Source organism: Streptomyces argenteolus, assembly GCF_042902585.1.
Taxonomy (GTDB): Bacteria; Actinomycetota; Actinomycetes; order Streptomycetales; family Streptomycetaceae; genus Streptomyces; species Streptomyces argenteolus.
In genome coordinates, this window is the sequence record NZ_JBIBEG010000006.1 from 147,939 (window position 1) to 172,870 (window position 24,932).

Consider the following 24,932-nt stretch of genomic DNA (forward strand, 5'->3'; position numbering starts at 1 on the left):
TTACAGGACCAGCGACAGCAGCAGGATGAAGATCAGCGCGAAGACGGAGATGATCGTCTCCATCACCGACCAGGTCTTGATCGTCTGCGGCACGTCCATGCCGAAGTACTCCTTCACCAGCCAGAAACCCGCGTCGTTGACGTGGCTGAAGAAGAGCGAGCCCGCGCCGACCGCGAGGACGAGCAGCGCGGCGTGCGACGTCGACATGTCGGCGGCCAGCGGGGCGACCAGGCCGGCCGCCGAGATGGTGGCCACCGTCGCCGAGCCGGTCGCCAGGCGTATCGCCACGGCGATCAGCCAGCCGAGCAGCAGGGCGGGGATCGACCAGTTCTCGGAGAAGTCCAGGATCATCTGGCCGACACCGGCGTCGATGAGGGTCTGCTTGAAGCCGCCACCCGCACCCACGATCAGCAGGATGCCCGCGATCGGGGCGAGCGACTTCTCGACGGTGCTGGAGAGACGGCCCTTGGAGAATCCGGCCGCCCGGCCCAGGGTGAACATGCCCACGATCACGGCGGCGAGCAGCGCGATCAGCGGCGAGCCGACGACGTCGGTGACGCGCTGGACCTGGTTCTCCGGGTCGTCCACCACGATGTCGACGAGCGCCTTGACCAGCATCAGCACGACGGGCAGCAGGATCGTCGCCAGGGTCGCGCCGAAGTTCGGACGGCGGTCCAGCTCCTCCGACGGGCGCTGCGGAATCATCTTCTCCGGCGCCTCGATGTCCACCCAGCGGGCGGCGTAGCGGGAGAAGACGGGGCCCGCGATGATCACCGTGGGGATGGCGACCAGGACGCCGAGGGCCAGCGTGACACCGAGGTTGGCGTCGAGGGCGTCGATCGCCACCAGCGGGCCGGGGTGCGGCGGGATCAGCCCGTGCATCACGGAGAGGCCGGCGAGCGCGGGGATGCCGATACGCATCAGCGAGTAGTTGCCCCGCTTGGCGACGAGCAGCACGACCGGAATCATCAGGACGATTCCGACCTCGAAGAACAGCGGAAGCCCGATGATCGAGGCGATGAGGACCATCGCCCACGGCATCGCCCGCCCACTCGCCTTCGCGAGGATGGTGTCGACGATCTGGTCCGCGCCGCCGGAGTCGGCGAGCAGCTTGCCCAGGATCGCGCCGAGGGCGATGAGGACACCGACACTCGCGACGGTCGAACCGAGACCCGTGGTGAAGCTGGTGATGGTCTTCGCCGGGTTGGCGCCGGCGAACGAGCCGAGGGCGAGCGAGCCGATGGTCAACGCGAGGAACGCGTGCATCTTGAACTTGGTGATGAGCAGGACGATGAGGGCGATGCCCGCCAGGACGGCGATGCCCAGCTGCGCGTTGCCGGCCGAAGTGATGGGTTCGACGGCGTCCGCTGCCAGCATCTCGACGCTGAGACTGGTCACGGTGGTGATCCTTAGGTCGCGAGCCGGCGCAGCGCGGCGACGGCCCGTTCGGTGATTTCCTCAGGGGTGCCGGACACGTCGACGGCGATGCCCGCCTCGTCCTCCTGCAAGGGCTGCAGGGTGGCGAACTGGGAGTCGAGCAGCGCGGTCGGCATGAAGTGGCCCTTGCGGTCCGCCATGCGGCGTTCGATGAGGGACCGGTCGCCGGTCAGATGCAGGAAGACGGCACCAGGGGCCTCGGCGCGCAGCCGGTCGCGGTAGGCGCGCTTGAGCGCGGAGCTGCTGACGACGCCGCCGAGCCCCTTCCGGCCGTGTGCCCACTGCCCGATCGCCTCCAGCCACGGCCAGCGGTCGTCGTCGTCCAGCGGAGTGCCGGCGGACATCTTGGCGATGTTGGCCGGCGGGTGGAAGTCGTCGCCCTCGGCGTAGGGGACGCCCAGGGCGTCGGCGAGCAGGGGGCCGATCGTGGTCTTGCCGGTCCCTGCTACGCCCATCACCACGACGACGTGGGGGGTGCTCATTGCTGCCTCGCTGTCTTCATCGACATCGGTCCGCGACATCGGTCCGTCGCGCTACTGAAACCCATTACATACGACTTATTCAAGAGGCTGTGACATAAACGTCGTACTTTTTGCTGCCGTGGCCCTGCCCGTAGGCTTGTGGCCATGACCACACCTGCCCAGGGGCTCCATACGCATGTGCTGGACGCCCTGGGTCTGGAGATCGCCGCGGGGGACTGTCCGCCCGGCCGGGTCCTGCGCACCGACGAGCTCGCGCAGCGCTTCGACGTGTCGCGCACCGTCGTACGTGAGGTCATCCGCGTCCTGGAGTCCATGCACCTGGTCGAGTCCCGCCGGCGGGTCGGGGTGACCGTGCGGCCCACCGAGGAGTGGAACGTCTACGACCCCCAGGTCATCCGCTGGCGCCTCGCCGGAGCCGACCGGCCACGGCAGCTGCGCTCGCTCACGGTGCTGCGGTCGGCGGTGGAGCCCGTCGCCGCGGGTCTCGCCGCCCGCAACGCCACCGCCGAGCAGTGCGCCGCCCTCACGGAATGCGCGCTGGGCATGGTCGCCACCTCGCGCGGCCAGCAGCTGGAGGGCTACCTCCGGCACGACATCGCCTTCCACCGCATCGTGCTCAACGCCTCGGGCAACGAGATGTTCGCGCGCCTCGGCGACGTGGTCGCCGAGGTCCTCGCCGGGCGTACGCACCACCAGGTGATGTTCGAGGATCCCGACCCCGCCGCCGTCACCCTCCACGTCCGGCTCGCCGAGGCGGTGCGGGAGGGGGATGCCGAGGGGGCGGAGCGGCTGACCAAGGAGATCGCCGTCGGCGCGCTGCACGAACTGGACGTACTGGCCCCGTGAGCGCGGGCCCGCCCGGGTACGGTGGGCGGGTTCGATCTTTGGCACGACGGGGCAGTCGGAATGGGAGACCACGGCATGGCGCAGCAGGTACAAGGGGTCATCGCACCGGGGAAGAACGAGCCGGTCCGCGTGGAGACGATCCTCGTGCCCGACCCCGGCCCCGGTGAGGCCGTGGTCAAGATCCAGGCATGCGGTGTGTGCCACACCGATCTGCACTACAAGCAGGGCGGCATCAACGACGAGTTCCCGTTCCTGCTCGGCCACGAGGCCGCGGGGGTCGTGGAGTCCGTCGGCGAGGGCGTCACCGACGTCGCGCCGGGTGACTTCGTGGTCCTCAACTGGCGTGCGGTGTGCGGTCAGTGCCGCGCCTGTCTGCGGGGCCGCCCCTGGTACTGCTTCGACACCCACAACGCCAAGCAGAAGATGACCCTGCTCGACGGCACGGAGCTCTCCCCGGCGCTCGGCATCGGCGCGTTCGCCGAGAAGACCCTGGTGGCCGCCGGCCAGTGCACCAAGGTCGACCCCGATGTCTCCCCGGCCGTCGCCGGACTGCTCGGCTGCGGCGTCATGGCGGGCATCGGCGCCGCGATCAACACCGGCCAGGTCGGCCGCGGCGACTCCGTCGCCGTGATCGGCTGCGGCGGTGTCGGCGACGCGGCGATCGCCGGAGCACGGCTCGCGGGAGCGGCGAAGATCATCGCGGTCGACATCGACGACCGCAAGCTGGAGACGGCGAAGAAGATGGGCGCCACCCACACCGTCAACTCGCGCTCCGGCGACCCCGTCGAGGCCATCCGCGCCCTCACCGACGGCAACGGCGCCGACGTCGTCATCGAGGCGGTCGGCCGCCCCGAGACGTACAAGCAGGCCTTCTACGCCCGCGACCTCGCCGGCACCGTCGTCCTCGTCGGGGTGCCCACCCCCGAGATGCAGCTCGAACTCCCGCTGCTCGACGTGTTCGGCCGCGGCGGCTCGCTCAAGTCCTCCTGGTACGGCGACTGCCTGCCCTCGCGCGACTTCCCGATGCTGATCGACCTGCACCAGCAGGGCCGCCTGGACCTCGGTGCCTTCGTCACGGAGACCATCCAGCTCGGTGAGATCGAGCAGGCGTTCGCCCGGATGCACGACGGTGACGTCCTTCGCTCGGTGGTGGTCCTCTGATGGGCGCGCGCATCGAGCATCTGGTCACCTCCGGCACCTTCGCCCTCGACGGCGGCGAGTGGGACGTCGACAACAACGTCTGGATCGTCGGCGACGACACCGAGGCCGTCGTCATCGACGCCGCACACGACGCCGCCGCGATCGAGGCCGCACTCGGCGGGCGCACGCTGCGTGCCGTCATCTGCACCCACGCGCACAACGACCACATCGACGCGGCGCCCGCCCTCGCGGACGCGGCGAACGCGCCGATCCTGCTGCACCCCGACGACCTGCCGCTCTGGGAGCAGACCCATCCGCACCGGGCCCCCGACGCCGAACTGGCCGACGGGCAGGAGCTGGAGGTCGCCGGCGTCAGGCTGACCGTGCTGCACACCCCTGGGCACGCGCCCGGCGCCGTGTGCCTGTACGCGCCCGAGCTGGGCACCGTCTTCACCGGGGACACCCTGTTCCAGGGCGGGCCGGGCGCCACCGGACGGTCCTTCTCCCACTTCCCGACGATCATCGACTCGATCAGGGACCGGCTGCTCACCCTCCCGCCGGAGACCACGGTCGCCACCGGGCACGGGGACTCCACGACGATCGGCGCCGAGGCCCCGCAGCTGGACGACTGGATCGCCAGGGGCCACTGAGGTCCGGCCCCGCCCCGCCGCCCGAGGGCCCGGGCCCCGTACCACCCTGCGGGGGACGGGCCCGGGCCGGCGGGGGTCTCAGGCCTCGCCCGGCCACGCGGCGAGCCGCAGCGCGCTCTCGAAGCGCCGCGGCCCGCCCGTGAACGGGTCGGTGAACTCCAGCACCCGGGCCAGCAGTTGCAGCGGACGTCCGTAGTCCTCGTGCTCCGGATCGGGCTCCACCACCGGATAGACCGGATCGCCGGCCAGCGGCAGCCCCAGCGCGTTCATGTGCACCCGCAGCTGATGGGTGCGGCCGGTCGCGGGCAGCAGCCGGTAGCGGCCCAGCCCGCCCCGGTGCTCCAGCAGTTCGATCCGGCTCTCGGCGTTCACCGCCCCCGGCTCCTCCCGCGCGGCGATCACCCCGCGCTCCTTCACGATCCGGCTGCGCACGGTGCGGGGGAACGCGAGCCCGGGATCGTACGGCGCCACCGCCTCGTACTCCTTGCGCACCAGCCGGTCCCGGAACAGCGTCTGGTACGCGCCGCGGTCCTCGGCCCGTACGACGCAGAGCACCAGGCCCGCCGTCAGCCGGTCCAGCCGGTGCGCGGGCTGGAGCTCCGGCAGATCCAGACGGTCCCTGAGCCGGGCCACGAGCGTCTCGGTGATGTGACGCCCGCGGGGCGTGGTGGCGAGGAAGTGCGGCTTGTCCGCGACGACCAGGCGTTCGTCGCGATGCACGACCCCCACGGGGAAGGGGACCGGATCCTCGGCGGCGAAGTCCCGGTGGAAGAAGAGGTGACGCCCGGCCGTGTACCCCTCCTCCGCCCTCACCGAGGCGCCGTCGGCGCCGACGAATCTGCCCTCCGCGAGCATGGCGTCCACCCGCTCGGCGCCGATCGCGCCGGCGAACCGGGCCAGCAGATGATCGCGGACCGTGGGCCACGTGGCCGCCGGGTCCGCCGGGAGCCGCACCCGCACCGGGTCGACGCCCGCGCGCTGGGGAAGCGGGGCGGCCGGGGGCTTCGCCCGTCCTCGCATGGCCATCGGTCCTTGTCGCAGCAGGAGCCCGGCACGGAAGGGGCCGGGGGCGCCCGGTCGGGCCGGGGCCGGCCGGTGCGGGCACCGGCCCTCCATCATCCCACCGGCGCGTACGCCGCCAGCAGCCGCTCGTACTCCTGCCGCGTGACCGGCAGTACCGTGCCGTGCCGGGCGCCGGGCGGGAGCGTGTGGCCGGTGCACACGGTCCACCGCCCCGAATCGAGATCGGTGCTCTCGAAGGGGACGTACCCCCGGCCGCCGAACTCGTCGATGAACAGGTACCACTTCCGCGTGGTGCCGGACGCGAAGACCGCGGGACCCTCCCCACGCGCGATCACACCCCTTCCGATGCCGTCGGCGAGGAAGGTGTACGGCGCCGAGATCAGCTCGGGTGACGTCTCGGCGGTGATGAACTTCGAGCCGGGGGTGTCGGACGAGGGGCTGCGCTCGTCCTTGGTGAAGCGGTAGAACCGGCCGTCGTGGCGGATCACCGTCGAGTCGATCACCGAATAGCCCGGATCGTGCCACACGGCGGGCTCACCGAAGGTCCGGAAGTCACGGGTGGTCGCGTACAGCATCCTGTTGTGGGTGCTGCCGGTGTGCTCCGGGTCCTCCTCCGGATAGATCTTCGAGGCCCAGAAGACCACGTACGCGCCGAGCGCCTCGTCGTGACACGCCTCGGGAGCCCAGGCGTTGCCCGCGCCCAGGGGCGCCACCTCGACCATGCGCTGCTCGCCCCAGTGCACCAGGTCGTGCGAATCCCACACCATCACCGACCTGCTGCCGGTGCGCTGGGCCTCGTCCCAGCAGCCCTCGCGCCCGTGCATCCGCAGGTCGGTGGCGATCAGGTGGAAGGTGTCACCCTCGGGGGAGCGGACGAGGAACGGATCGCGGAGCCCTCCGGTGCCGAGCCGGGAGGTGAGCACCGGGCGGCCCCCGTTGAGCTCCTGCCAGTGCAGCGGGTCGTCCCCCCGGCTGAGCGCCATCCGGATCTGCTCGCCGTCCGCCGTGTTCTCTCCGGTGAAGTAGGCCATGAGGTACGCGGCGTACGGCTGCCTCTCCGGCAGCTCGCGCACCGAGGCGGTGAAGACACGGGTCGCGGTCGCACCGCCCCGGGTCACGGTCGCGGTGAGCCGGACACGCGCGGAGCCCTCCCCGCGCGCGGGGCGGTGCACGGTTCCGGCCGGATCGACGACGCCGGGACCGGAGGACGCCCAGGTGACGGTGGTGCCGTGGGCTCCGGTGCCGGGCAGCGTCAGATCTCCGCGTACGTCGTCGAGCCCGTGCAGGGTGAGCTCGGCCGCGGCCCGGGCCGTGGCCCGGACGTCACCGGCGGGATGTGGAGGCATGGCTCTCCCGGCAGAACGGTGTTCGGTATATCGGGCGGCGTCCGTGAAATCGGACTGACGCTAAGGGGCCGGACCGAGGGCGTCAAGGGGTCCGGACGAACTCGTCCGTACCGTAGAAAGCGCTTGCGGGGACCGCTAGGGTTCCGCTGCGTTGAATCCATTCAACGTCCACGTCGCCGTGCCGTTCTTCAGAGGAGCCCGACATGCGCCGAGCCGGTCCCGCACTGCTGGTCACCTGTGCCGCCGTTGCCGCCGTTACCGCCCTGTCCACCCTCGCCGCCCCGCCCGCCCGGGCGCAGGGCGGTGTCCCCGGCGGGGAGGACGGCCTCGGTCACTGCACCGGCACCGCGCCCGTCGTCTGCCACTTCGACGTCACCCCCGGCACCTACCGGGTCCGGGTCCTGCTGGGCGGCGGGGCCGTCGCGGGCTCCACCTCCGTCACCGCGGAGACCCGCCGTGCCATGCTCGCCGAGACACCCAACGCCCCGGGGGAGACCGTCCGGCGCAGCTTCACCGTGGACGTCCGCGACCCGGAGGGCGAGCCCACCGGGGCCATCGGCACCCCCGGTCTCGACCTCACCTTCGGCGGCGCCGCCCCTCAGCTCGCCTCGGTGCGCGTCGAACGCGTCCGCATGCCCCAGATCCTGCTGGCGGGCGACTCCACCGTCTGCGACCAGGCGGCCGAACCGTACACGGGTTGGGGCCAGCGGCTCCCGCAGTACCTCACCGACCGGGTCTCGGTCGCCAACTACGCCGACGCCGGCGAGGGTTCGCAGTCCTTCCGGGACAACCCCGCGCTCTTCCCCGCGCTGCGCTCCCGCATCCACCACGGAGATCTCGTCCTCGTCCAGCTCGCCCACAACGACAAGCAGACCGACCGCGAGACCTACCGGGCCAACCTCACCGCGATGATCGAGGAGGTGCGTGCCGAAGGAGGCAGGCCCGTGCTCGTCACCCCGATCGTCCGCCGCTGGTTCAACGCCGACGGCACGCTCGACAACGGCACCGCCCTGCTGGTCAACGGACTGGGCGTGGACCTGCCGGCCGAGATGCGCACCCTCGCCGCCGAGCACAACACCCCCCTCGTCGACCTCACGGCCCTGACCAGGGCCCGGGTCGAGGAGCTCGGCCCCGAGGGTTCCAAGGCCCTGTACCTCTACGACGAGAAGCGCGACAACACCCACACCTCCGTGCGGGGCGCCACGGAGTACGCGGGCCTCGTCCTGGCCGAACTCCGCACCCTCGGCCTGCTGGCGCCCCGGGCGGTCCGGTGAGCCCGCTGTCCGCGCCGCCGCCCTTCCGCAATCCGCTGGCCGAACAGCGCGCCGATCCGCACATCACCCGCCACGCGGACGGCCGTTACCACTTCACGGCGAGTGTCCCCTCCTACGACCGGATCGTCCTGCGCTCCTCCCGCACCCTGGCCGGACTGGCCTCGGCGGAGGAGTCGGTCGTCTGGACCCGGCACGCCTCGGGCGACATGGGGGCGCACATCTGGGCGCCGGAGCTCCACCGCGCCGACGGCGCCTGGTACATCCACTTCGCCGCGGCACCCGCCGACGACGTGTGGAGGATACGGATGTGGGTGCTGGAGAGCACCCACCCCGACCCCCACCGGGGTGCCTGGATCGAGAAGGGCCGGATCGTCACGGCCTGGGACACCTTCTCGCTCGACGCGCACACCTTCACCCACCGGGGGGACCGCTACCTCGCCTGGGCCCAGCACGAGCCCGGCACGGACTCCGGCACCGCGATCTTCCTCTCGCGGATGGCCGACCCCTGGACCCTGACCGGTCCTCAGGTCCGCCTCAGCGCACCCGAGTACGCCTGGGAACGGGTCGGCTTCGCGGTCAACGAGGGACCCGCCGTCCTCCGGCGCAACGGCCGCGTCTTCATGACGTACTCCGCGAGCGCCACCGACGCGAACTACTGCATGGGCCTGCTTACCGCCGACGACACGAGCGATCTGATGGACCCCGCGTCCTGGGTCAAGTCTCCGGAACCCGTCTTCGCCGGCTGCGCGGAGGCCGGTCAGTACGGCCCGGGCCACAACTCCTTCACCGTCGCCGAGGACGGCCGCACCGACGTGCTGGTCTACCACGCGCGGCCGTACGAAAGGATCGAAGGCGACCCGCTGCGCGACCCCAACCGTCACACCCGTGTGCAGCCGTTCGGCTGGCGCGCGGACGGCACTCCGGACTTCGGGACCCCCGTGCGCACCTGAGGGGGCTTTCCGGCCGGTACCGGCGACGGCGTTGACGCCTGACGCGACCCTGCCTATCTTGCGTTCGAAGTTCTGGGCAACGTCCGATATCTCGAACAATGATCCCTGGAGCGTTCATGCCGCACCCGCACCTGTGGCCGAGACTCACGGTCCCGGTCGTCGCCCTCCTGCTCGGGGCGCTGGTCGCAGCGCCCACCCGCGCCGACGCCGGCGCGCCGGAGGCGGAGCCGACCGACTACACCCTCACCGTCCACCCGGACCGCACGGGCCCCGCCATCAGCGACTCGATGTACGGCGTCTTCTACGAGGACATCAACCACGCGGCCGACGGCGGCCTCTACGCCGAACTCGTCCAGAACCGGTCCTTCGAGTACGACCGCGCCGACAACCCCGCGTACTCACCCATGACCGCCTGGACCGAGACCGCGGTGGCCGGCGGCACGGGACGCGCCGAGACCGTCGACGACGGCGGGCGCCTCGGCGAACGCAACCGGCGCTACCTGCGGCTCTCCCTCGACGGGGCGGGGGAGGGTGGAGCCGGCTTCGGAGTCACCAACTCGGGCTACAACCAGGGCCTGACCCTGCGCAAGGGCGCACGCTACGACTTCTCCGTCTGGGCCCGCACCGACCGGGACACCGGCACGGCCCTGACCGTCGGAGCCACCACGGCGGACGGCACCTCGCTCGCCACACCCCTGCGGATCACCGCCCGCGGCGACCGCTGGAAGAAGTACACCGGGACGCTCACCGCCCGCGCCTCGGCGGCGGACGGCCGCCTGACCGTCACCGCGGGCGGCAGCGGCACCGTACGGCTCGACATGGTGTCGCTCTTCCCCCGCGACACCTACAAGGGCCGGGCCAACGGACTGCGCAAGGACCTCGCGGAGAAGACTGCCGCCCTGCGACCGGGCTTCCTGCGCTTCCCCGGCGGCTGCCTGGTCAACACCGGCAGCCACCAGGCGTACGAGGCACCCGGCTGGGAACGGAAGCGCTCGTACCAGTGGAAGGAGACCATCGGCCCGGTCGAACAGCGTCCGGTCAACGCCAACTTCTGGGGCTACAACCAGACGTACGGCCTCGGCTACTACGAGTACTTCCAGTTCGCCGAGGACATCGGGGCGATGGCCCTGCCGGTGGTCCCCGCCCTCGTCACCGGCTGCGGCCAGAACAAGGCGACCGACGACCCGGCCCTGCTGCGCCGGCACATCCAGGACACCCTCGACCTGATCGAGTTCGCCAACGGGCCGGTGGACTCCACCTGGGGCGCGAAGCGCGCCGCCATGGGCCACCCCGCGCCCTTCGGCCTCACCCACCTGGAGGTCGGCAACGAGGAGAACCTGCCCGACGAGTTCTTCGCCCGCTTCACCGAGTTCCGCGAGGCCGTCGAGGCCGAACACCCCGGCATCACCCTCATCAGCAACTCGGGCCCCGACGACAGCGGCGCCACCTTCGACCGCGCCTGGCAGCTCAACCGCGAAGCGGGCGTCGCCATGGTCGACGAGCACTACTACAACAGCCCGCAGTGGTTCCTGGAGAACAACGGGCGGTACGACGCCTACGACCGCCAGGGCCCGAAGGTGTTCCTGGGCGAATACGCCTCCCTCGACAACCGTTTCTCCAACGCCCTGGCCGAAGCGGCGTACATGACGGGGCTGGAACGCAACGCCGACATCGTGCGGCTCGCCTCGTACGCCCCGCTCCTCGCCGACACGAACGACGCGCAGTGGCGGCCGGACATGATCTGGTTCGACAACGAGACGTCGTGGGGGTCGGCGAACTACGAGGTGCAGAAGCTCTTCATGAACAACGTCGGGGACCGTGTCGTCCCGAGCACCGCCTCGACCACACCCGCCACCACCGCCCCGATCACCGGCGCCGTCGGGCTCTCGACCTGGGCGACCGGCGCGGCGTACGACGACGTCGAGGTCACCGCGGCGGACGGCACGGCGCTGTTCCGCGACGACTTCTCCGGCGGTGACACCCGCTGGACGAAGGCCGCGGGCCGTGGCACCTGGGCCGTCGAGGACGGGGCGTACGTCCAGTCCGACGAGAACGCCGAGAACACCCTGGTCACGGCGGGGGACACCGGCTGGCAGAACTACGACCTGCGGGTCAGGGCGACCAAGACGTCAGGCAAGGAGGGCTTCCTCGTCGCCTTCGGCGTCAAGGACACCGGGAACACCTACTGGTGGAACCTCGGGGGCTGGGCCAACACCCGCTCCGCCGTGGAGAAGACGGTGGACGGGGCCAAGCAGACGATGATCGAGGACACCACCACGATCGAGACCGGACGTGCCTACGACGTCCACGTACAGGTGCGGGGACGGCAGGTCACCCTGTTCCTCGACGGGAAGCGGTGGGGCGGCTTCAGCGACGACAAGCCGGCCGAACCCTTCCGGCAGGTCGTCACCCGGGACGACGCCACGGGCGACCTCGTCGTCAAGGTCGTGAACGCCCAGGCGGCGGACGCCAGGACCCGGATCGATCTCGGTGTGCGGCCCGGCTCGCGGACCGCCCGGCTGACCACGCTCCAGGCGGCCCCGGACGCCGCGAACACCGCCGACGACCGGGCGGTGGCCCCGAGGAGATCCACCCTCCGCGTCGACGGGCCCGTGTTCACCCACACGTTCCCGGCGCACTCCGTGACCTTCCTGCGCGTCAAGGGCTGAGTGCGTCAGGGAGTCCCCCGGGGGCCCGGGGACTCCCTGACGGGATCCCGCGCTGTCCGGAGTCTCCGCGAAGGGGCCGGCCGCCCGGCCGTGCGCGGGGGCACGCGTACGGCTGCGGCCGACGGCCGGGGAAAACAGAAAAACCCCAGATGAACTGGGGTTTTCGCTGGTGTCCGAGGGGGGACTTGAACCCCCACGCCCGATAAAGGGCACTAGCACCTCAAGCTAGCGCGTCTGCCATTCCGCCACCCGGACCGGGTGTGTCTTCCGGGGCCTTGCCCGTTCCGACGTGGAAAACCATAGCAAACATTCGGGGGTGCTCGATCACGCGCCCGGCCATGTGAAAGGCGCATGACGAGGGCCGGGCGGCCTTGGGCGCGCGGGGCGGGCGCGGGAGGATGAGGGGGAGTACGACCGCGACAGTGGAAGGAAGCAGCGTGAGCGAGACCAACCCGGCCCCGGCCGGCATCGGCACCACCGCCGAGAACGAGGTCGTGGACCTCTGTCGTGACCTCATCCGTATCGACACGAGCAACTACGGCGACCACTCGGGGCCGGGCGAGCGGGCCGCCGCCGAGTACATCGCGGAGAAGCTCGCCGAGGTCGGACTGGAGCCCCAGATCATCGAGTCCCACAAGGGGCGGGCCTCCACCGTGGCCCGGATCGAGGGCGAGGACCCCTCCAAGCCCGCGCTGCTCATCCACGGGCACACCGACGTCGTCCCCGCCAACGCGGCGGACTGGACGCACGACCCCTTCTCCGGCGAGATCGCGGACGGCTGTGTGTGGGGCCGGGGAGCGGTCGACATGAAGGACATGGACGCCATGACCCTCGCGGTCGTACGCGACCGCATGCGTTCCGGCCGCAAGCCCCCGCGCGACATCGTGCTGGCCTTCCTCGCCGACGAGGAGGCGGGCGGCACGTACGGGGCGCGCCATCTCGTGGACAACCACCGGCACCTCTTCGACGGCGTCACCGAGGCGATCGGCGAGGTCGGCGGCTTCTCCTTCACCGTGAACGAGAACCTCCGCCTCTACCTCGTGGAGACCGCGGAGAAGGGCATGCACTGGATGCGGCTCACCGTGGACGGCACCGCCGGCCACGGGTCGATGACCAACACCGACAACGCGATCACCGAGCTGTGCGAGGCCGTCGGCCGCCTCGGCCGCCACGAGTGGCCGGTCAGGGTGACCAAGACCGTGCGGTCCTTCCTCGACGAGCTGTCCGACGCGCTCGGCACCCCGCTGGACCCGGAGGACATGGAGGCGACACTCGCCAAGCTCGGCGGGATCGCCAAGATGATCGGCGCGACCCTGCGCAACTCGGCGGCGCCCACCATGCTCGGCGCCGGGTACAAGGTCAACGTCATCCCGGGGCAGGCCACGGCGCACGTCGACGGCCGCTTCCTGCCGGGCTTCGAGGACGAGTTCCTGGCGGACCTCGACCGGATCCTCGGCCCGAAGGTGCGGCGCGAGGACGTGCACGGCGACAAGGCCCTGGAGACCAGCTTCGACGGTTCCCTCGTCGATGCGATGCAGCTCGCCCTCAAGGCCGAGGACCCGATCGCCCGCGCGGTGCCCTACATGCTCTCCGGCGGCACCGACGCGAAGTCCTTCGACGACCTCGGCATCCGCTGCTTCGGCTTCGCCCCGCTGAAGCTGCCGCCCGAGCTCGACTTCGCGGGCATGTTCCACGGGGTGGACGAGCGGGTTCCGGTGGACGGGCTGAAGTTCGGCGCCCGGGTGCTCGACCGGTTCATCGACCACTCCTGACCCGGCCCGGGGGTGATCGCATTCGCCCGCTTGTGCGTGCCTCACCGGAAAGGGTGAAAGGGGTCGCCCGCTCGTAGCCCCCTCACCCCCTCCTCGTTACACGTGATGCGGTCCGCGGCTGGGACCGCACTTGTCAATCAGGAGGAATAATGATCAAGAAGGTCGTCGCAATCGCGGCTGCTACCGGTGGTCTCGTGCTCGCGGGTGCGGGTATGGCTTCCGCCGACGCCGGTGCCCAGGGTGCCGCCATCGGCAGCCCCGGCGTGCTCTCGGGCAACGTCGTCCAGGTGCCGGTCCACGTTCCGGTGAACGTGTGCGGTAACACCATCTCCGTGATCGGGCTGCTGAACCCCGCCTTCGGCAACACCTGCGTCAACGCGTGACGATGCGCGTCAACCCGTGAGGGTTTGAGTCCGGTCGGCCTCGGAGTGCGCGCCATGCACTCCGGGGCCGCTGGGCATTCGGCCCCCCGCACGGATGTGCCGGGGGCACTTCGGTAGGCAGAAGGCAGGAAAGCAACCTATGCGACAGGTCACACGCAAAGGCCTGATCACCATGGCAGCCGCGGGCGGCGTGCTCGCGCTCGGTGGCGGCTACGCGCACGCCGACGCGGGAGCGTCCGGCGGTGCGTCGAATTCACCGGGAGTGCTCTCGGGGAACTCGATCCAGGTCCCGGTCGACGTCCCCGTCAACGTGTGCGGAAACTCCGCGGACGTCGGCGGTCTGCTCAATCCCACGAGCGGAAACGAGTGCGGAAACGGGTCCTCGGAGCCCGCTCACGCGGCCGCCCCTGACGGCGGCTCCGGATCCGGTCACGGTTCCGGCAGCCACGCGTCCGGGCACCAGGACGCCCGCGAGGGCGGCGAGGGGACCGGCAGGCACCGGGCCTCCAGCACCTCCGCACAGGCGGAGACGACCGGTTCGCCCGGCATCCTCTCCGGCAACCAGGTGCAGGCGCCGGTGGAGATCCCCGTGAACCTCTGCGGCAACAGCATCACCGTCGGCGGACTGCTCAACCCGGTCTTCGGCAACGACTGCGAGAACGGCACGGAGACGGCCCCGCCCCCGGTCGTACCGCAGACTCCGCACACCCCGCGGACGCCGGTCACTCCGGGCACCCCCCACGCTCCCGAGACCCAGCTCGTGGCCGGGCCGCAGCTCGCGCACACCGGTGCGGGCGGGCTCGACCTGCTGATCCCGGCGAGCGCGGGCATGCTGCTCGCCGGTGCGGGCGCGGTCCTCTACCGGCGGTCGCGCAGCGCCGCGTAACGGCAGCGCGACCCCGGGTGACGGAGCGGGTTCCGCGCACGCGGAACCCGCTCCGTGCTACCAGGTGGCCCGGAGCTGACGGATGATCCGGCGGCGCAGCCGCACCCGGCGGCTGCCGTCGAGGCGCAGCGTCAGCCGGTCCAACTCCCAGTGCCCGTACTCGGCATGGTCGGTCAGCAGTCGGGCCGCCTCCTGGCGGGACACCCCGCGCGGCACGTACACGTCGATGAATTCGTATTCCGGCATCGCATCTATTGTGCGGGCAGACCCCCGGTACGGATAGCGTCTGTCCCATGTCTGATGCTGCGCAGCCCACCGCTGCCGAGGTACGCGCCGCCGCCGATGCGGTGAAAGCCGCCCTCGACCGCCACCTCGAGGCCGTCGAGCGCCGCACCGGGGACGACGACCCCGCCGTCTACGACGCGTTCAACGCCCTGGCCGCCGCGGCCGAGGTGTACGACGAACTGCTCTACGACCGCTACGACGAGGTCACCCCCTTCGAGATCCCGGGGGCCGAGGACTCCCTGCCGCCGTACGCGGGCCCGGAGGAGCCGCACGCCCTCAGCGTGCTGATCAGGCGCGACTACGCGGTGGCGGAGCCCGCCCGGCTGATCGCCCAGGCCCAGAGGCTCGCCGACCTCGACCCCGACGCCCACGACAGCGCCTCGGTGGCTGTCGCCGGAGCCGGGGTGCATGCCGCCCTGGGGGTGCTGTTCGGCGAGTACGAGGCGGACGAGATCGCCTCCCGGCACAAGGAGTTCGGCCTGGAGGAAGGGGACTCCACCCTGTGGGTCTCCGCCGCGGACGAGCTCCCCGAGCCGGGGGAGTGGCTGGGCGCGCCCTTCGACGACGCCGACCCCGCGCTGGTGGTCTGCCGCTTCGACGTCAGCGCGGTCTTCGACGAGGAGGACGAGCACGACGAGGAGGACACGGACGGGCGCGGGAGCGTCGCGCACCGGTCCTGACGGCCCCGGGGCATCTCGCAGCGCTGCGAGGTGCCCTGACGGGCCCCGGGGCGCTCCGCGGCGCTGCGAGGTGCCCCCGGCGGCCCAGCGTGGCTGCGGGCGGTCCCCACGGTCTCCGGGGCCTACGGGCGGTTCCCGGCACCGCGAGGTCGTCTGACGGCCTCAGGCGGCCTCTGCGGGGTCCCCCGGCGGCGTGGCCGGCGGAATCCCGGCCACGCCGCCGGGGCCCCGAGGGCTACGAGGCGTCCGGCGTCGGCAGTGCCTCCAGCAGAGGGCGCAACCGGGTCGTACGCTCCTGGGCGGGGATCTCGGTCACCGCCCGGGGCAGGGCCTGGTCGACCCCGTGCACCACGGACAGATGACGCTCCCCGCGGCTGAACGCGGTGTACACCCAGGGCCTGCTGAGCCCCTGCGCGGCGTCGCCCGGCAGGACGACGACGGCGGCCGGCCACCGCATCCCGGCCGCCTGGTGCGCACTGAGCGCCCAGCTGTGGCGCACGGAGCTCTCCACCCGGTCCGCCGGCACGACCACGGGGGTGCCCTCGCAGTCCAGGTGCAGGCCCTCCGCGTCGGCCGAGACCACCGAGCCGGGCACCGCCCTGCCGGGAGCGGGGACGTGCACCACGCGGTCGCCCGGATCGAAGCCGCCGAACCTCCCCGGCCCCGGATTGAGCCGCTGCTTCAGCGCCGTGTTCAGCGCCCTGGTGCCCGCGGAACCCCCGTGCCCGACGGTGATGACCTGGGTGTCGGCGGAGGGCACCCCGATGGCGCGCGGCACGGAGTCCGCGACCAGCTGCACGGTGCGGTGCACGGCCTCGCCCGCGTCACGGACGGGCACGATCACCACCTCCTTGCCCGGCGCCTCGACCTGCGCCAGCTCGCCGATGCCGATGCCGGAGACCAGCTCGCCGATCGGTCCGGGATCGGGCGTACGCGAGAGAACCTGAGGGCAGGCGCGCGCGGCGATCACGTCCGCGAACACCCGGCCCGCACCGGCGGACCCCAGGACCCCCGGATCACCGCTCAGCACCAGCCGCGTCCCGTCGGCGAGGGACTCCACCAGCATCGCGGCCGTCTCCACGTCGAGCTGGGGGGCGTCCAGCACGACCAGCAGATCGAGGGCGAAGGCGCCGTCCGCGTCCCGGCCGGGGCCGTCCTCCCCGGAGAGCAGGGCGGACAGGGTGACCGCGCAGCGCGGGTCACCGACGGCGGCGGCCAGCCGGCGCCGCCCGTCGACACTGTGCGTGGTGCCGAGAGCCCGCAGACCGAGAGCCCGCGCGGCGGCGATCAGCGCGGCGGGTTCGGCGCGGGCGCTCTCGCCACCGCTGTGCACGACGAGGCCCGCCGTGGCGGCCGTCCGGATCAGCTCACCCGCCGAGGCGGAGGGGGCCGAGGCCGCCGCCTCGGTCCAGTCGGCGCCCTTCTCGCAGGAGTTGACCAGCCGGCCCAGGCCGTCGGCGAGGCTCTCCTCGGCCAGCGCGTAGCGGTCGAGGCCGAGCAGGACCCGCACCGGCGCCTGCTCGCTCTCCGCCCTGCCCTCGGCGCCCTCGTGGGGCTCCTCCGTCCCGTCCGGCTCCTGCGCACCGGTGGCGTCCACGCCGTCCTGGAAGACCAGCACGACCCCCTCGGCGACGGCGTTCTCCACCGCCGCCTCCGGGTCGGCCACCGCGAACTCGGTCAGCCCCGCGCGGACCTCGTCCGCGTCGAGCGCGGTGTGCCCGCGCAGTGCGGCCCGCTCCAGCAGCCAGGCCACGAGCGCCGACGTACGTCTGCCGTCGCCGGGGCCGCACTCCGGGCCGAGCAGCGCGCGTGCGAAGCCGTCCGCCTGCTCCGGCCACACGCCGGGCACGGACAGCAGCTGCCAGGGGTCCTGGCGGAGGATGTCCGCCGCCTGCTCGCCCAGCGTCACGGCAGCCGGGGCCGCCAGGGTCTCCGGCGCCCCGCCCTCTTTGAGCACCGCCGCGACGGAGGCCGCGGCCTCGGGGGACGCCGCGCGTGCGGCGCCCGGGCGAGGTGCGGGAGAGGGCCGGTGAGGCGTGGGCGCGGCCTCGGGTGCCCGGCGGGGAGCGGGGGAGGGGGAGTCGAAGAAGGCCGTGCCCGGCTTCTCGCCGCTCTCCACGGCCCGCACGGCCGCGAGCAGATCGGCCGCCGGACCGCTCAGCTTGGCCCCCGCCTCGATGGGCCCTTCCTTCTCGGCCTTGCGCTGCTCGATCCGCCGACGCAGCTCCCGCTGCGCGGCCAGCTCCGCCTCGGCCTCCGAGAGCCCGGCCGCGGCGGACGCCTCCGTCGCCTCCTGGGCGCCGTCGGTCTCCGTGACCGTTTCCCGCGTGCCGTCCGTGTCCTGGGTGTCGTCCGCGCCGGTCTCCGCCGCGCTCAGGCCGGTCTCGTCCGTGTCCTGCGCGGTGCCGGCGTCGTCCTCCCCGGCGGGCTCGGGCGCCGCGCCGGGCGTCCGGGCGGCCGGGGCGCCGGTCTCCTCGCGGTCCTCGTCGTTCTCGGCCGCGGGGTCCGGGGCCTCTCCCCGGGGATGCGCAGTCACAGCGTGCTCCAGTCCTGGTCGGGATAGCGGTGCACGGGCGCCGACACGTCGTCGAGCGCCTGGCAGATCTCGTCAGGAAGACTAAGCGCCTCCACTGACAACGCCTCGGTCAGCTGCTGCGCGTTGCGCGCGCCGACCACCGGAGCCACCACGCCCGGCCGGTCCCGCACCCAGGCGAGGGCCACCTGGAGGGGTGTCGTGGCGAGGCCGTCGGCAGCCGTGGCCACGGCGTCCACGATGCTCCTCGCCTGTTCGTCGAGATACGGCTCGACGAACGGAGCCAGGTGTTCCGAGGCGCCGCGCGAGCCCGACGGGGTGCCCGTGCGGTACTTCCCGGTCAGCACTCCCCGGCCGAGCGGCGACGACGGCAGCAGCCCCACCCCGAGGTCCAGCGCCGCCGGGAGCACCTCCCGCTCGACGCCCCGCTGGAGCAGCGAGTACTCCATCTGGGTGCACGCGAGCCGGGTGCGCTGCCCGGGCGCGGCGAGCTGCCAGGTGGCCGCCTTGGCCAGCTGCCAGCCACTGAACTGGGAGACCCCGCCGTAGCGGACGCGTCCCGACGAGACCGCCAGGTCCAGCGCGTGCAGGGTCTCCTCCAGCGGTGTCACGGGATCGAACGCGTGGATCTGCCACAGATCCACGTGATCCGTGCCGAGCCGCCGGAGGGAGGCGTCGAGCGCGGCGAGCAGGTGCCCGCGCGATCCGTCGAAGCGGCGGTAGGGGTCGGGCACGCTGCCCGCCTTGGTCGCGATGACGAGGTCCTGCCGCGGCACCAGGGTGTCCAGAAGCCGCCCCAGCAGGCGCTCGGCCTCACCGCCGCCGTACACGTCCGCGGTGTCGACGAGAGTGCCGCCGGCGTCCCAGAAGGCCTTGAGCTGGTCGGCGGCGTCGTGTTCGTCGGTGTCCCGGCCCCACGTGAGAGTGCCCAGCCCGATCCGGGACACACGAAGACCGGTACGGCCGAGATGCCTCTGCTCCATGGGCGCTGAGATTACTGGCCAAGGCCCCACCGGGTGGAAGCCTGTGGACAACGGCCCGCCCCCGGGCGAGCCTGCCGGATTCCGGCACCCCGCGCTAGAGTCCGGGACACAGGTACGTTACTGATCAGTAGAGGGAGCGTGGGTATGCGGCTCGGCATCAATCTCGGTTACTGGGGTGCGGGCATGGACGGCGACAACCTCGCCGTCGCCCAGGAGGCCGACCGGCTCGGCTACGACGTCTGCTGGGCGGCCGAGGCCTACGGCTCCGACGTACCGACGGTGCTGGCCTGGGTCGCGGCACAGACCGAGTCCATCGACGTCGGCTCCGCCATCATGCAGATCCCGGCGCGTCAGCCCGCGATGACGGCCATGACCGCTGCCACCCTCGACTCGCTGTCCGGAGGCCGGTTCCGCCTCGGCCTCGGCGTCTCGGGACCGCAGGTCTCGGAGGGCTGGTACGGCGTCACGTTCGACAAGCCGCTGGCCCGCACCCGTGAGTACGTCGAGATCGTGCGCAAGGCGATGTCCCGCGAGCGGCTCACCTACGAGGGCGAGCACTGGACCCTGCCGCTGCCCGACGGTCCCGGCAAGCCCATCAAGCTGACCGTCCACCCGCAGCGCGAGCACATCCCGCTCTACATCGCGGCCATCGGCCCGAAGAACCTCGAGCAGACCGGCGAGATCGCCGACGGCGCCCTGCTGATCTTCCCGTCGGCGGAGCACATCGAGGAGACCGCGGTGAAGCACCTGCGGGCCGGGCGCGAGAAGGCGGGGAAGACCATGGAGGGCTTCGACGTCTGCCCCACCCTCCCGCTGGCCGTCGGCGACGACGTCAACGGGCTCGCCGACATGTTCCGCCCGTACACCGCCCTCTACGTCGGCGGCATGGGCAGCCGCAAGCAGAACTTCTACAACCAGCTCGCCCAGCGCATGGGATACGAGAAGGAAGCCGCCGAGATCCAGGACGCGTACCTCTCCGGGGACAAGGCCGGCGCCGCGGCGGCCGTGCCGCACGAGCTCATCGACCGGACCACGCTGCTCGGCCCGGTCGAGCGCATCGCCGACCGGATGCAGGCCTACGCCGCCGCGGGCGTCACGACCCTCACCCTCGCCCCGGCCGGCTTCACGCTCGACGAGCGGATCGCGGCCCTGCGCGCCGGCACCGACGCCCTGGAGCGCTCCGGCCTCGCCGCCTGACCCCGGCAGCACTACGGCCGTGGTGGGGGCTCGGGGGTCCTCCCCGCCACGGCCGTCGTACGGAACAACGCGCCGCGCCGCTCCCGGTTACGCCCCGTCCCCCTCCCGGGCAGCCCGGGGCAGGTCCGGGCGTCACGAGGCGCCCGTTCGGACCTGCCCGGTCCCGCTCGTGTTGCCTACCCACGCGTACGGATTTTGACTGTTCCTCTGCGGACACCGGCGCGAAAGGCGGCAGTGATGCTCTCGGCAAAAAGCCTGTTCCAGGAGATCCTCGACGACGACGCGTCGTTCCGGCTGTTCTGCTCGATCGCCGCCGGCGGGGAGTCGCAGGGCGGCTGGGAGAACGGGCGCATCTCCGCTCTCGTCCCCGCGGGCCTGCGCGAACTGGCCCCCAAGGTCGCCCGGCACGGTGCCGACGAGGACAAGCACGGCCGGATCTTCAACGCCCTGCTGAAGCAGCGCGGACTGGAACCCGTCGCGGTGCCGTACGAGACCGACTACACCCTCCTGCTGGAGCGCCAGGGCATCGGCCTCGCGCACGACCGGCTCAGCCGCGAGGAGCCGCTCACCGAGCGGGACATCATCGTCTACCTCGCCCACAGCCGGGTCACCGAACAGCGGGCGTCCGAGCAGATGCGGCTCCTGCTCAGGCACTTCGCCGACCACCCCACCCTCGGCCGCGCCGTGCGGATGATCTCGCGGGACGAGGACAACCACCTCGCCTACTGCCACGAGGAGCTCCTGCGCTTCGCCCGCGCCGGGCACGGCAGGACGATCCAGGCCGTGCTGCGCGAGTGCGCCCACGCCGAGATCCGGGTCTACAGGGACGTGAGCCTCGCCGTGATGAGCCACATGGGCCGCCTGCTGCGCTGGCCCCGCGCCAAGGCGGCCGTCCTCGCGGCGGGTATCCACGCCATGTACGCCTACGAGCGGCTCGTGGGCTGGCGGCGCATGGTGAGCCTCGAACAGCCCGTGCTCCGCGACGCGCTCGGCGGCCCGGCCGTCCCCGAGACCGAGTACGCCTGAGACAGGGGCGGGCGGTCCGGGAGCACCGCACCCGGACCCGGAGCACCCGGGCCCGGTCCTACAGCCAGCCGCGCCGCTTGAACAGGCGGTGCAGGCCGAATACCGCGACGGCCATCAGGGCTATCACCGCGGGGTACGTCCACACGTAGTCGAGCTCCGGCATGTGGCGGAAGTTCATGCCGTAGATCCCGGCCACCATCGTCGGCACGGCGGCCATGGCGGCCCACGCCGAGATCTTCCGCATGTCGTCGTTCTGCCGCACGCCGACCTGTGCCAGATGCGCCGACAGAATGTCCGAGAGCAGCCGGTCGAGCCCTTCCGCATGCTCGACGGCGCGGGTCAGATGGTCGTTCACGTCCCGGAAGAAGGGCTGTGAGTCCGAGTCGACGAAGGGCACGCCCGCGCTTGCCAGCCTGGCCATGGGGGCGTTCAGCGGGTTGGTCGCCCGGCGGAATTCGAGCACCTGCCGCTTGAAGGTGTAGATGGCCGCCGCGGTGTTGGAGGAGTCCGCCGAGCCGGTCGGGGCGAAGACCTGGGCCTCCAGCTCCTCCAGGTCGATCTGGAGCTCCGCGGCCACCTCGATGTAGTGGTCCACCACCGCGTCGCTGACCGCGTAGAGCACCGACGTGGGCCCGTGCCTGAGGACCTCGGGCTCGGCCTCGAGCCGCCGGCGCACCGCCGCGAGGGGCGCGCCCTCGCCGTGGCGCACCGTCACCACGAACGAGTCACCGATGAACAGCATCAGCTCACCGGCACTGACCGTGTCGTTCTCCGGCTCGTAGACCACCGGCTTGATGACCACGAACAGCGAGTCGTCGTAGATCTCCAGCTTGGGGCGCTGGTGGGCGCGCAGAGCGTCCTCCACCGCCAGCGGGTGCAGGGAGAACTCACTGGTGACGAGGTCGAACTCCTTCTCGGTCGGTTCGTGCAGCCCGATCCAGAGGAACGCGTCCCCGCTCGCGCGTGCCTCGTCGAGGGCATCGGAGAAGTCGGCGGGACCCTCGGTCCTGCGCCCGTCCCGGTAAATTCCGCAGTCGACGATCACCCAGCGCATTCTTCCCTGCCGCGCGCCGTTCACGCACCTCTACGCTGGCAGGTATGCCCACGCTCATCCTCGTACGCCACGGACGCTCGACCGCCAACACCTCCGGAGTGCTCGCCGGGCGGACCCCCGGCGTCTCCCTCGACGAACGCGGCGCCGGCCAGGCCGCCGCGCTGCCCGCGCGGCTGGCCGCCCTGGACCTCGTCGCGGCCGTCAGCAGCCCGCTGCAGCGCTGCCGCGAGACCCTCCAGCCCCTGCTCGACTCCCGCCCGGCCCTCCCCCTGCACATCGAGGAGGGGATCAGCGAGTGCGACTACGGTGACTGGTCGGGCCGCAAACTCGCCGAACTCTCCGACGAGCCGCTGATGAGCGTCGTGCAGCAGCACCCCTCCGCCGCGGAGTTCCCAGGCGGGGAGTCCATGCGGGCCATGCAGGCACGGGCCGTCGGGGCCGTCCGGGAGTGGAACGCCCGCATCGGCGCCGAGCACGGCGAGGACGCCACCTATGTGATGTGTTCGCACGGCGACATCATCAAGGCGCTCGTCGCCGACGCGCTCGGCATGCATCTCGACCTCTTCCAGCGGGTCCACGTGGACCCGTGCTCCGTCACCGCGATCCGCTACACCCGGCTTCGCCCCTTCCTCCTGCGGCTGGGCGACACCGGTGACTTCGCCTCCCTGGCACCCGGCGAACGGTCCATCGGGGCCGACGCCGACGGGGACACGGCAACCGATGCGGCCGTCGGGGGCGGCGCTGGGGCACCGTGATCTCTCCGCGCAGTAGGGTGGACGCGCCGTAGGGGCCTCGTGGGGCATCCCGTGTGGCCGCTCATCCGCCATCAGATTCGCAAGGGAGACAGGACGTGTCCCGTCAGGTGTTCCTCTACGACCCGCCGGACCGCTTCGTGGCCGGTACGGTCGGGCTGCCTGGCCGCCGTACGTTTTTCCTGCAGGCATCCTCGAGGGGACGGGTCACCAGCGTGGCCCTGGAGAAGACCCAGGTCGCCGCGCTGGCGGAACGGATCGACGAGCTCCTCGACGAGGTCGTCCGGCGTACCGGCGGCAATTCACCGGTGCCCGCCGTGGCCCCGATGGACGTCACCGACACCGCTCCGCTCGACGCCCCCGTCGAGGAGGAGTTCCGGGTCGGCACGATGGCACTCGCCTGGGACGGCGAGGAGCAGCGCATGATCGTCGAGGCGCAGGCGCTCGTCGAGCTGGACGCCGACTCCGAGGATGACCTCGCGGAGGCCGAGGAAAGGCTTCTGCAGGACGAGGAGAACGGCCCGCCGATGCTGCGTGTCCGGCTCAGCGGCGCCCAGGCGCGGGCGTTCGCCAAACGCGCCCTGGACGTCGTGAACGCCGGCCGGCCGCCCTGCCCGCTGTGCAGCCTGCCCCTGGACCCGGAAGGACACGTATGCCCGCGCCAGAACGGATACCGTCGCGGGGCCTGACGGAGGCCGGGCTGCTCACCCTGCTGGCCGAGGGCGAGCTCACGGTCCTCGGGCAGGTCAGAGGCGCGTCGAACGCCGTGCTGTACTGCACGGTCGCCCACGACGGCGAGGAGCGCACCTGCGTCTACAAGCCGGTCGCCGGCGAGCAGCCGCTCTGGGACTTCCCCGACGGCACGCTCGCCCAGCGCGAGGTCGCGGCGTACGAGATCTCCGAGGCCACCGGATGGGGCCTCGTCCCGCCGACCGTCCTGCGCGAGGGCCCCTACGGCCTGGGCATGTGCCAGCTGTGGATCGAGGCGGAGGAGAGCGCGGGCGCCCCGGAGACCGAGGGGACGCACGGGCTGCCGCCGCTCCTCGCGCTCGTCGAGGGCGAGGAGCCCGCAGACGGCTGGAAGGCGGTGGGCTTCGCCGAGGTGGGCGAGGGGAGAACCGCCCTGCTGGTGCACGCCGACGACCCTCGGCTGCGCCGTCTCGCGGTCCTGGACGCGGTGATCAACAACGGTGACCGCAAGGGCGGCCACCTGCTGCCCGCGCCCGGCGGCCGGCTGTACGGCATCGACCACGGGGTCACCTTCAACGCGGACGACAAGCTGCGCACCCTGCTGTGGGGCTGGGCGGGCGAGCCGCTTACCCCGGAGGCCGTGGCGGTGCTCGACCGGCTGGCGGCCGACCTGGAGCCAGGATCGGCGCTCGCCACCCGGTTGGGGGAACTGATCACGGCGGCGGAGCTCGACGCCCTGCGGGCCCGCGTGGCGGATCTGCGGGCCTCCGGCCGGCACCCGCAGCCGAGCGGGGAGTGGCCGGCGATCCCGTGGCCGCCGGTCTGACCCTGCCCGCCGGACGGAGGCGCACGGCAGGCCCCGGGGCAGGGATCG

The 24,932-nt window shown here is 72.1% G+C and carries 23 protein-coding genes and 1 tRNA gene; 15 read left to right on the top strand and 9 right to left on the bottom strand.

Annotated elements, in window-relative coordinates; genetic code table 11:
* Both ACFY8O_RS21945 and ACFY8O_RS21950 read right to left on the bottom strand, forming a co-directional pair.
* Nucleotides 1-1,398, bottom strand: coding sequence for a GntP family permease (locus tag ACFY8O_RS21945; protein ID WP_145806622.1), 1,398 nt, complete (start codon nt 1,396-1,398; stop codon nt 1-3).
* Nucleotides 1,399-1,409: 11 nt separating this feature from the next.
* Nucleotides 1,410-1,919, bottom strand: a complete 510-nt coding sequence (locus tag ACFY8O_RS21950) for a gluconokinase (protein WP_387904835.1) — start codon at nt 1,917-1,919, stop codon at nt 1,410-1,412.
* Nucleotides 1,920-2,063: 144 nt separating this feature from the next.
* On the opposite strand from ACFY8O_RS21950, the gene ACFY8O_RS21955 reads away from it, so the two are divergent.
* The 3 genes from ACFY8O_RS21955 to ACFY8O_RS21965 all read left to right on the top strand — a co-directional run bounded on the left by ACFY8O_RS21955 (nt 2,064) and on the right by ACFY8O_RS21965 (nt 4,555).
* Complete coding sequence (locus ACFY8O_RS21955) at nt 2,064-2,765, top strand: FadR/GntR family transcriptional regulator (RefSeq protein WP_145806618.1); 702 nt, start codon at nt 2,064-2,066, stop codon at nt 2,763-2,765.
* Between the two features lie 75 nt (nt 2,766-2,840).
* On the top strand, nt 2,841-3,926 hold the full coding sequence (locus tag ACFY8O_RS21960) for an S-(hydroxymethyl)mycothiol dehydrogenase (RefSeq protein ID WP_387904838.1): 1,086 nt from the start codon (nt 2,841-2,843) through the stop codon (nt 3,924-3,926).
* Entirely contained in the window at nt 3,926-4,555 is a 630-nt protein-coding gene (locus ACFY8O_RS21965) for an MBL fold metallo-hydrolase (protein WP_145806614.1), read from the top strand. Before ACFY8O_RS21960 ends, ACFY8O_RS21965 begins: the two co-directional genes overlap by 1 nt.
* Before the next feature lie 78 nt (nt 4,556-4,633).
* Here the strand turns inward: ACFY8O_RS21965 and ACFY8O_RS21970 are convergent, their stop codons facing one another.
* Both ACFY8O_RS21970 and ACFY8O_RS21975 read right to left on the bottom strand, forming a co-directional pair.
* On the bottom strand, nt 4,634-5,575 hold the full coding sequence (locus ACFY8O_RS21970) for a pseudouridine synthase (RefSeq protein WP_387904842.1): 942 nt from the start codon (nt 5,573-5,575) through the stop codon (nt 4,634-4,636).
* A gap of 95 nt (nt 5,576-5,670) precedes the next feature.
* Entirely contained in the window at nt 5,671-6,924 is a 1,254-nt protein-coding gene (locus ACFY8O_RS21975) for an immunoglobulin-like domain-containing protein (RefSeq protein ID WP_387904843.1), read from the bottom strand.
* Nucleotides 6,925-7,127: 203 nt separating this feature from the next.
* Between ACFY8O_RS21975 and ACFY8O_RS21980 the strand changes: the two genes are divergently transcribed.
* The 3 genes from ACFY8O_RS21980 (at nt 7,128) to ACFY8O_RS21990 (ending at nt 11,817) form a co-directional block, all read left to right on the top strand.
* Nucleotides 7,128-8,198 carry a rhamnogalacturonan acetylesterase gene (locus ACFY8O_RS21980; RefSeq protein ID WP_387904846.1) on the top strand — a complete coding sequence of 357 codons (1,071 nt, stop codon included), beginning with the start codon at nt 7,128-7,130 and terminating at the stop codon, nt 8,196-8,198.
* A complete protein-coding gene (locus ACFY8O_RS21985) occupies nt 8,195-9,148 on the top strand; it encodes a glycoside hydrolase family 43 protein (RefSeq protein WP_387904848.1) in 954 nt (317 codons plus the stop codon). Before ACFY8O_RS21980 ends, ACFY8O_RS21985 begins: the two co-directional genes overlap by 4 nt.
* Before the next feature lie 116 nt (nt 9,149-9,264).
* On the top strand, nt 9,265-11,817 hold the full coding sequence (locus tag ACFY8O_RS21990) for an alpha-L-arabinofuranosidase C-terminal domain-containing protein (protein WP_387904850.1): 2,553 nt from the start codon (nt 9,265-9,267) through the stop codon (nt 11,815-11,817).
* Nucleotides 11,818-11,984: 167 nt separating this feature from the next.
* On the opposite strand, the gene ACFY8O_RS21995 is transcribed toward ACFY8O_RS21990, so the two are convergent.
* Nucleotides 11,985-12,072, bottom strand: a tRNA-Leu gene (locus tag ACFY8O_RS21995).
* Between the two features lie 182 nt (nt 12,073-12,254).
* Between ACFY8O_RS21995 and ACFY8O_RS22000 the strand changes: the two genes are divergently transcribed.
* The 3 genes from ACFY8O_RS22000 to ACFY8O_RS22010 all read left to right on the top strand — a co-directional run bounded on the left by ACFY8O_RS22000 (nt 12,255) and on the right by ACFY8O_RS22010 (nt 14,858).
* A complete protein-coding gene (locus ACFY8O_RS22000; RefSeq protein WP_145806603.1) occupies nt 12,255-13,589 on the top strand; it encodes a M20/M25/M40 family metallo-hydrolase in 1,335 nt (444 codons plus the stop codon).
* A 149-nt stretch (nt 13,590-13,738) separates the two neighbouring features.
* Entirely contained in the window at nt 13,739-13,972 is a 234-nt protein-coding gene (chpH, locus tag ACFY8O_RS22005) for a chaplin ChpH (RefSeq protein ID WP_014157166.1), read from the top strand.
* A 139-nt stretch (nt 13,973-14,111) separates the two neighbouring features.
* Nucleotides 14,112-14,858: a chaplin gene (locus ACFY8O_RS22010; protein ID WP_387904855.1), complete on the top strand. Its 747-nt coding sequence runs from the start codon at nt 14,112-14,114 to the stop codon at nt 14,856-14,858.
* 57 nt (nt 14,859-14,915) lie between these two features.
* Here the strand turns inward: ACFY8O_RS22010 and ACFY8O_RS22015 are convergent, their stop codons facing one another.
* A complete protein-coding gene (locus ACFY8O_RS22015) occupies nt 14,916-15,104 on the bottom strand; it encodes a DUF5703 family protein (protein WP_145806600.1) in 189 nt (62 codons plus the stop codon).
* Nucleotides 15,105-15,151: 47 nt separating this feature from the next.
* On the opposite strand from ACFY8O_RS22015, the gene ACFY8O_RS22020 reads away from it, so the two are divergent.
* Nucleotides 15,152-15,823, top strand: a complete 672-nt coding sequence (locus ACFY8O_RS22020) for a hypothetical protein (RefSeq protein ID WP_387904857.1) — start codon at nt 15,152-15,154, stop codon at nt 15,821-15,823.
* A 235-nt stretch (nt 15,824-16,058) separates the two neighbouring features.
* Here ACFY8O_RS22020 and ACFY8O_RS22025 read toward each other — a convergent pair whose 3' ends face one another.
* Together ACFY8O_RS22025 and ACFY8O_RS22030 are read right to left on the bottom strand one after the other, a co-directional pair.
* Complete coding sequence (locus ACFY8O_RS22025) at nt 16,059-18,359, bottom strand: helix-hairpin-helix domain-containing protein (RefSeq protein WP_387904859.1); 2,301 nt, start codon at nt 18,357-18,359, stop codon at nt 16,059-16,061.
* Nucleotides 18,356-19,339, bottom strand: coding sequence for an aldo/keto reductase (locus ACFY8O_RS22030; RefSeq protein WP_145806594.1), 984 nt, complete (start codon nt 19,337-19,339; stop codon nt 18,356-18,358). The genes ACFY8O_RS22025 and ACFY8O_RS22030 overlap by 4 nt, the downstream gene beginning before the upstream one ends.
* Before the next feature lie 144 nt (nt 19,340-19,483).
* Here ACFY8O_RS22030 and ACFY8O_RS22035 point away from each other — a divergent pair, with 144 nt between their 5' ends.
* The gene (locus tag ACFY8O_RS22035) at nt 19,484-20,536 is read left to right on the top strand and encodes an LLM class F420-dependent oxidoreductase (RefSeq protein ID WP_145806592.1); all 1,053 of its coding nucleotides are present in this window, start codon (nt 19,484-19,486) and stop codon (nt 20,534-20,536) included.
* Nucleotides 20,537-20,773: 237 nt separating this feature from the next.
* Nucleotides 20,774-21,562: a ferritin-like domain-containing protein gene (locus ACFY8O_RS22040; protein WP_387904864.1), complete on the top strand. Its 789-nt coding sequence runs from the start codon at nt 20,774-20,776 to the stop codon at nt 21,560-21,562.
* 58 nt (nt 21,563-21,620) lie between these two features.
* On the opposite strand, the gene corA is transcribed toward ACFY8O_RS22040, so the two are convergent.
* Complete coding sequence (gene corA / locus ACFY8O_RS22045; RefSeq protein WP_387904866.1) at nt 21,621-22,616, bottom strand: magnesium/cobalt transporter CorA; 996 nt, start codon at nt 22,614-22,616, stop codon at nt 21,621-21,623.
* A 44-nt stretch (nt 22,617-22,660) separates the two neighbouring features.
* Between corA and ACFY8O_RS22050 the strand changes: the two genes are divergently transcribed.
* The 3 genes from ACFY8O_RS22050 to ACFY8O_RS22060 all read left to right on the top strand — a co-directional run bounded on the left by ACFY8O_RS22050 (nt 22,661) and on the right by ACFY8O_RS22060 (nt 24,884).
* On the top strand, nt 22,661-23,371 hold the full coding sequence (locus ACFY8O_RS22050; RefSeq protein ID WP_387904869.1) for a histidine phosphatase family protein: 711 nt from the start codon (nt 22,661-22,663) through the stop codon (nt 23,369-23,371).
* 95 nt (nt 23,372-23,466) lie between these two features.
* Nucleotides 23,467-24,057 carry a DUF3090 domain-containing protein gene (locus ACFY8O_RS22055; protein WP_033304581.1) on the top strand — a complete coding sequence of 197 codons (591 nt, stop codon included), beginning with the start codon at nt 23,467-23,469 and terminating at the stop codon, nt 24,055-24,057.
* On the top strand, nt 24,021-24,884 hold the full coding sequence (locus ACFY8O_RS22060; RefSeq protein ID WP_145806584.1) for an SCO1664 family protein: 864 nt from the start codon (nt 24,021-24,023) through the stop codon (nt 24,882-24,884). The genes ACFY8O_RS22055 and ACFY8O_RS22060 overlap by 37 nt, the downstream gene beginning before the upstream one ends.
* The last annotated feature ends 48 nt before the right edge of the window (nt 24,885-24,932 follow it).

Coding starts and splice junctions, on each gene's coding strand:
- ACFY8O_RS22030 (WP_145806594.1), bottom strand. CDS start 19,339: ATGGAGCAGAGGCATCTCGGCCGTACCGGTCTTCGTGTGTCCCGGATC.
- ACFY8O_RS22050 (WP_387904869.1), top strand. CDS start 22,661: ATGCCCACGCTCATCCTCGTACGCCACGGACGCTCGACCGCCAACACC.
- ACFY8O_RS22040 (WP_387904864.1), top strand. CDS start 20,774: ATGCTCTCGGCAAAAAGCCTGTTCCAGGAGATCCTCGACGACGACGCG.
- ACFY8O_RS21950 (WP_387904835.1), bottom strand. CDS start 1,919: ATGAGCACCCCCCACGTCGTCGTGGTGATGGGCGTAGCAGGGACCGGC.
- ACFY8O_RS21980 (WP_387904846.1), top strand. CDS start 7,128: ATGCGCCGAGCCGGTCCCGCACTGCTGGTCACCTGTGCCGCCGTTGCC.
- ACFY8O_RS22015 (WP_145806600.1), bottom strand. CDS start 15,104: ATGCCGGAATACGAATTCATCGACGTGTACGTGCCGCGCGGGGTGTCC.
- ACFY8O_RS22020 (WP_387904857.1), top strand. CDS start 15,152: ATGTCTGATGCTGCGCAGCCCACCGCTGCCGAGGTACGCGCCGCCGCC.
- ACFY8O_RS22035 (WP_145806592.1), top strand. CDS start 19,484: ATGCGGCTCGGCATCAATCTCGGTTACTGGGGTGCGGGCATGGACGGC.
- ACFY8O_RS21975 (WP_387904843.1), bottom strand. CDS start 6,924: ATGCCTCCACATCCCGCCGGTGACGTCCGGGCCACGGCCCGGGCCGCG.
- ACFY8O_RS21965 (WP_145806614.1), top strand. CDS start 3,926: ATGGGCGCGCGCATCGAGCATCTGGTCACCTCCGGCACCTTCGCCCTC.
- ACFY8O_RS21970 (WP_387904842.1), bottom strand. CDS start 5,575: ATGCGAGGACGGGCGAAGCCCCCGGCCGCCCCGCTTCCCCAGCGCGCG.
- ACFY8O_RS21990 (WP_387904850.1), top strand. CDS start 9,265: ATGCCGCACCCGCACCTGTGGCCGAGACTCACGGTCCCGGTCGTCGCC.
- ACFY8O_RS21955 (WP_145806618.1), top strand. CDS start 2,064: ATGACCACACCTGCCCAGGGGCTCCATACGCATGTGCTGGACGCCCTG.
- ACFY8O_RS22010 (WP_387904855.1), top strand. CDS start 14,112: ATGCGACAGGTCACACGCAAAGGCCTGATCACCATGGCAGCCGCGGGC.
- chpH (WP_014157166.1), top strand. CDS start 13,739: ATGATCAAGAAGGTCGTCGCAATCGCGGCTGCTACCGGTGGTCTCGTG.
- corA (WP_387904866.1), bottom strand. CDS start 22,616: ATGCGCTGGGTGATCGTCGACTGCGGAATTTACCGGGACGGGCGCAGG.
- ACFY8O_RS21960 (WP_387904838.1), top strand. CDS start 2,841: ATGGCGCAGCAGGTACAAGGGGTCATCGCACCGGGGAAGAACGAGCCG.
- ACFY8O_RS22060 (WP_145806584.1), top strand. CDS start 24,021: ATGCCCGCGCCAGAACGGATACCGTCGCGGGGCCTGACGGAGGCCGGG.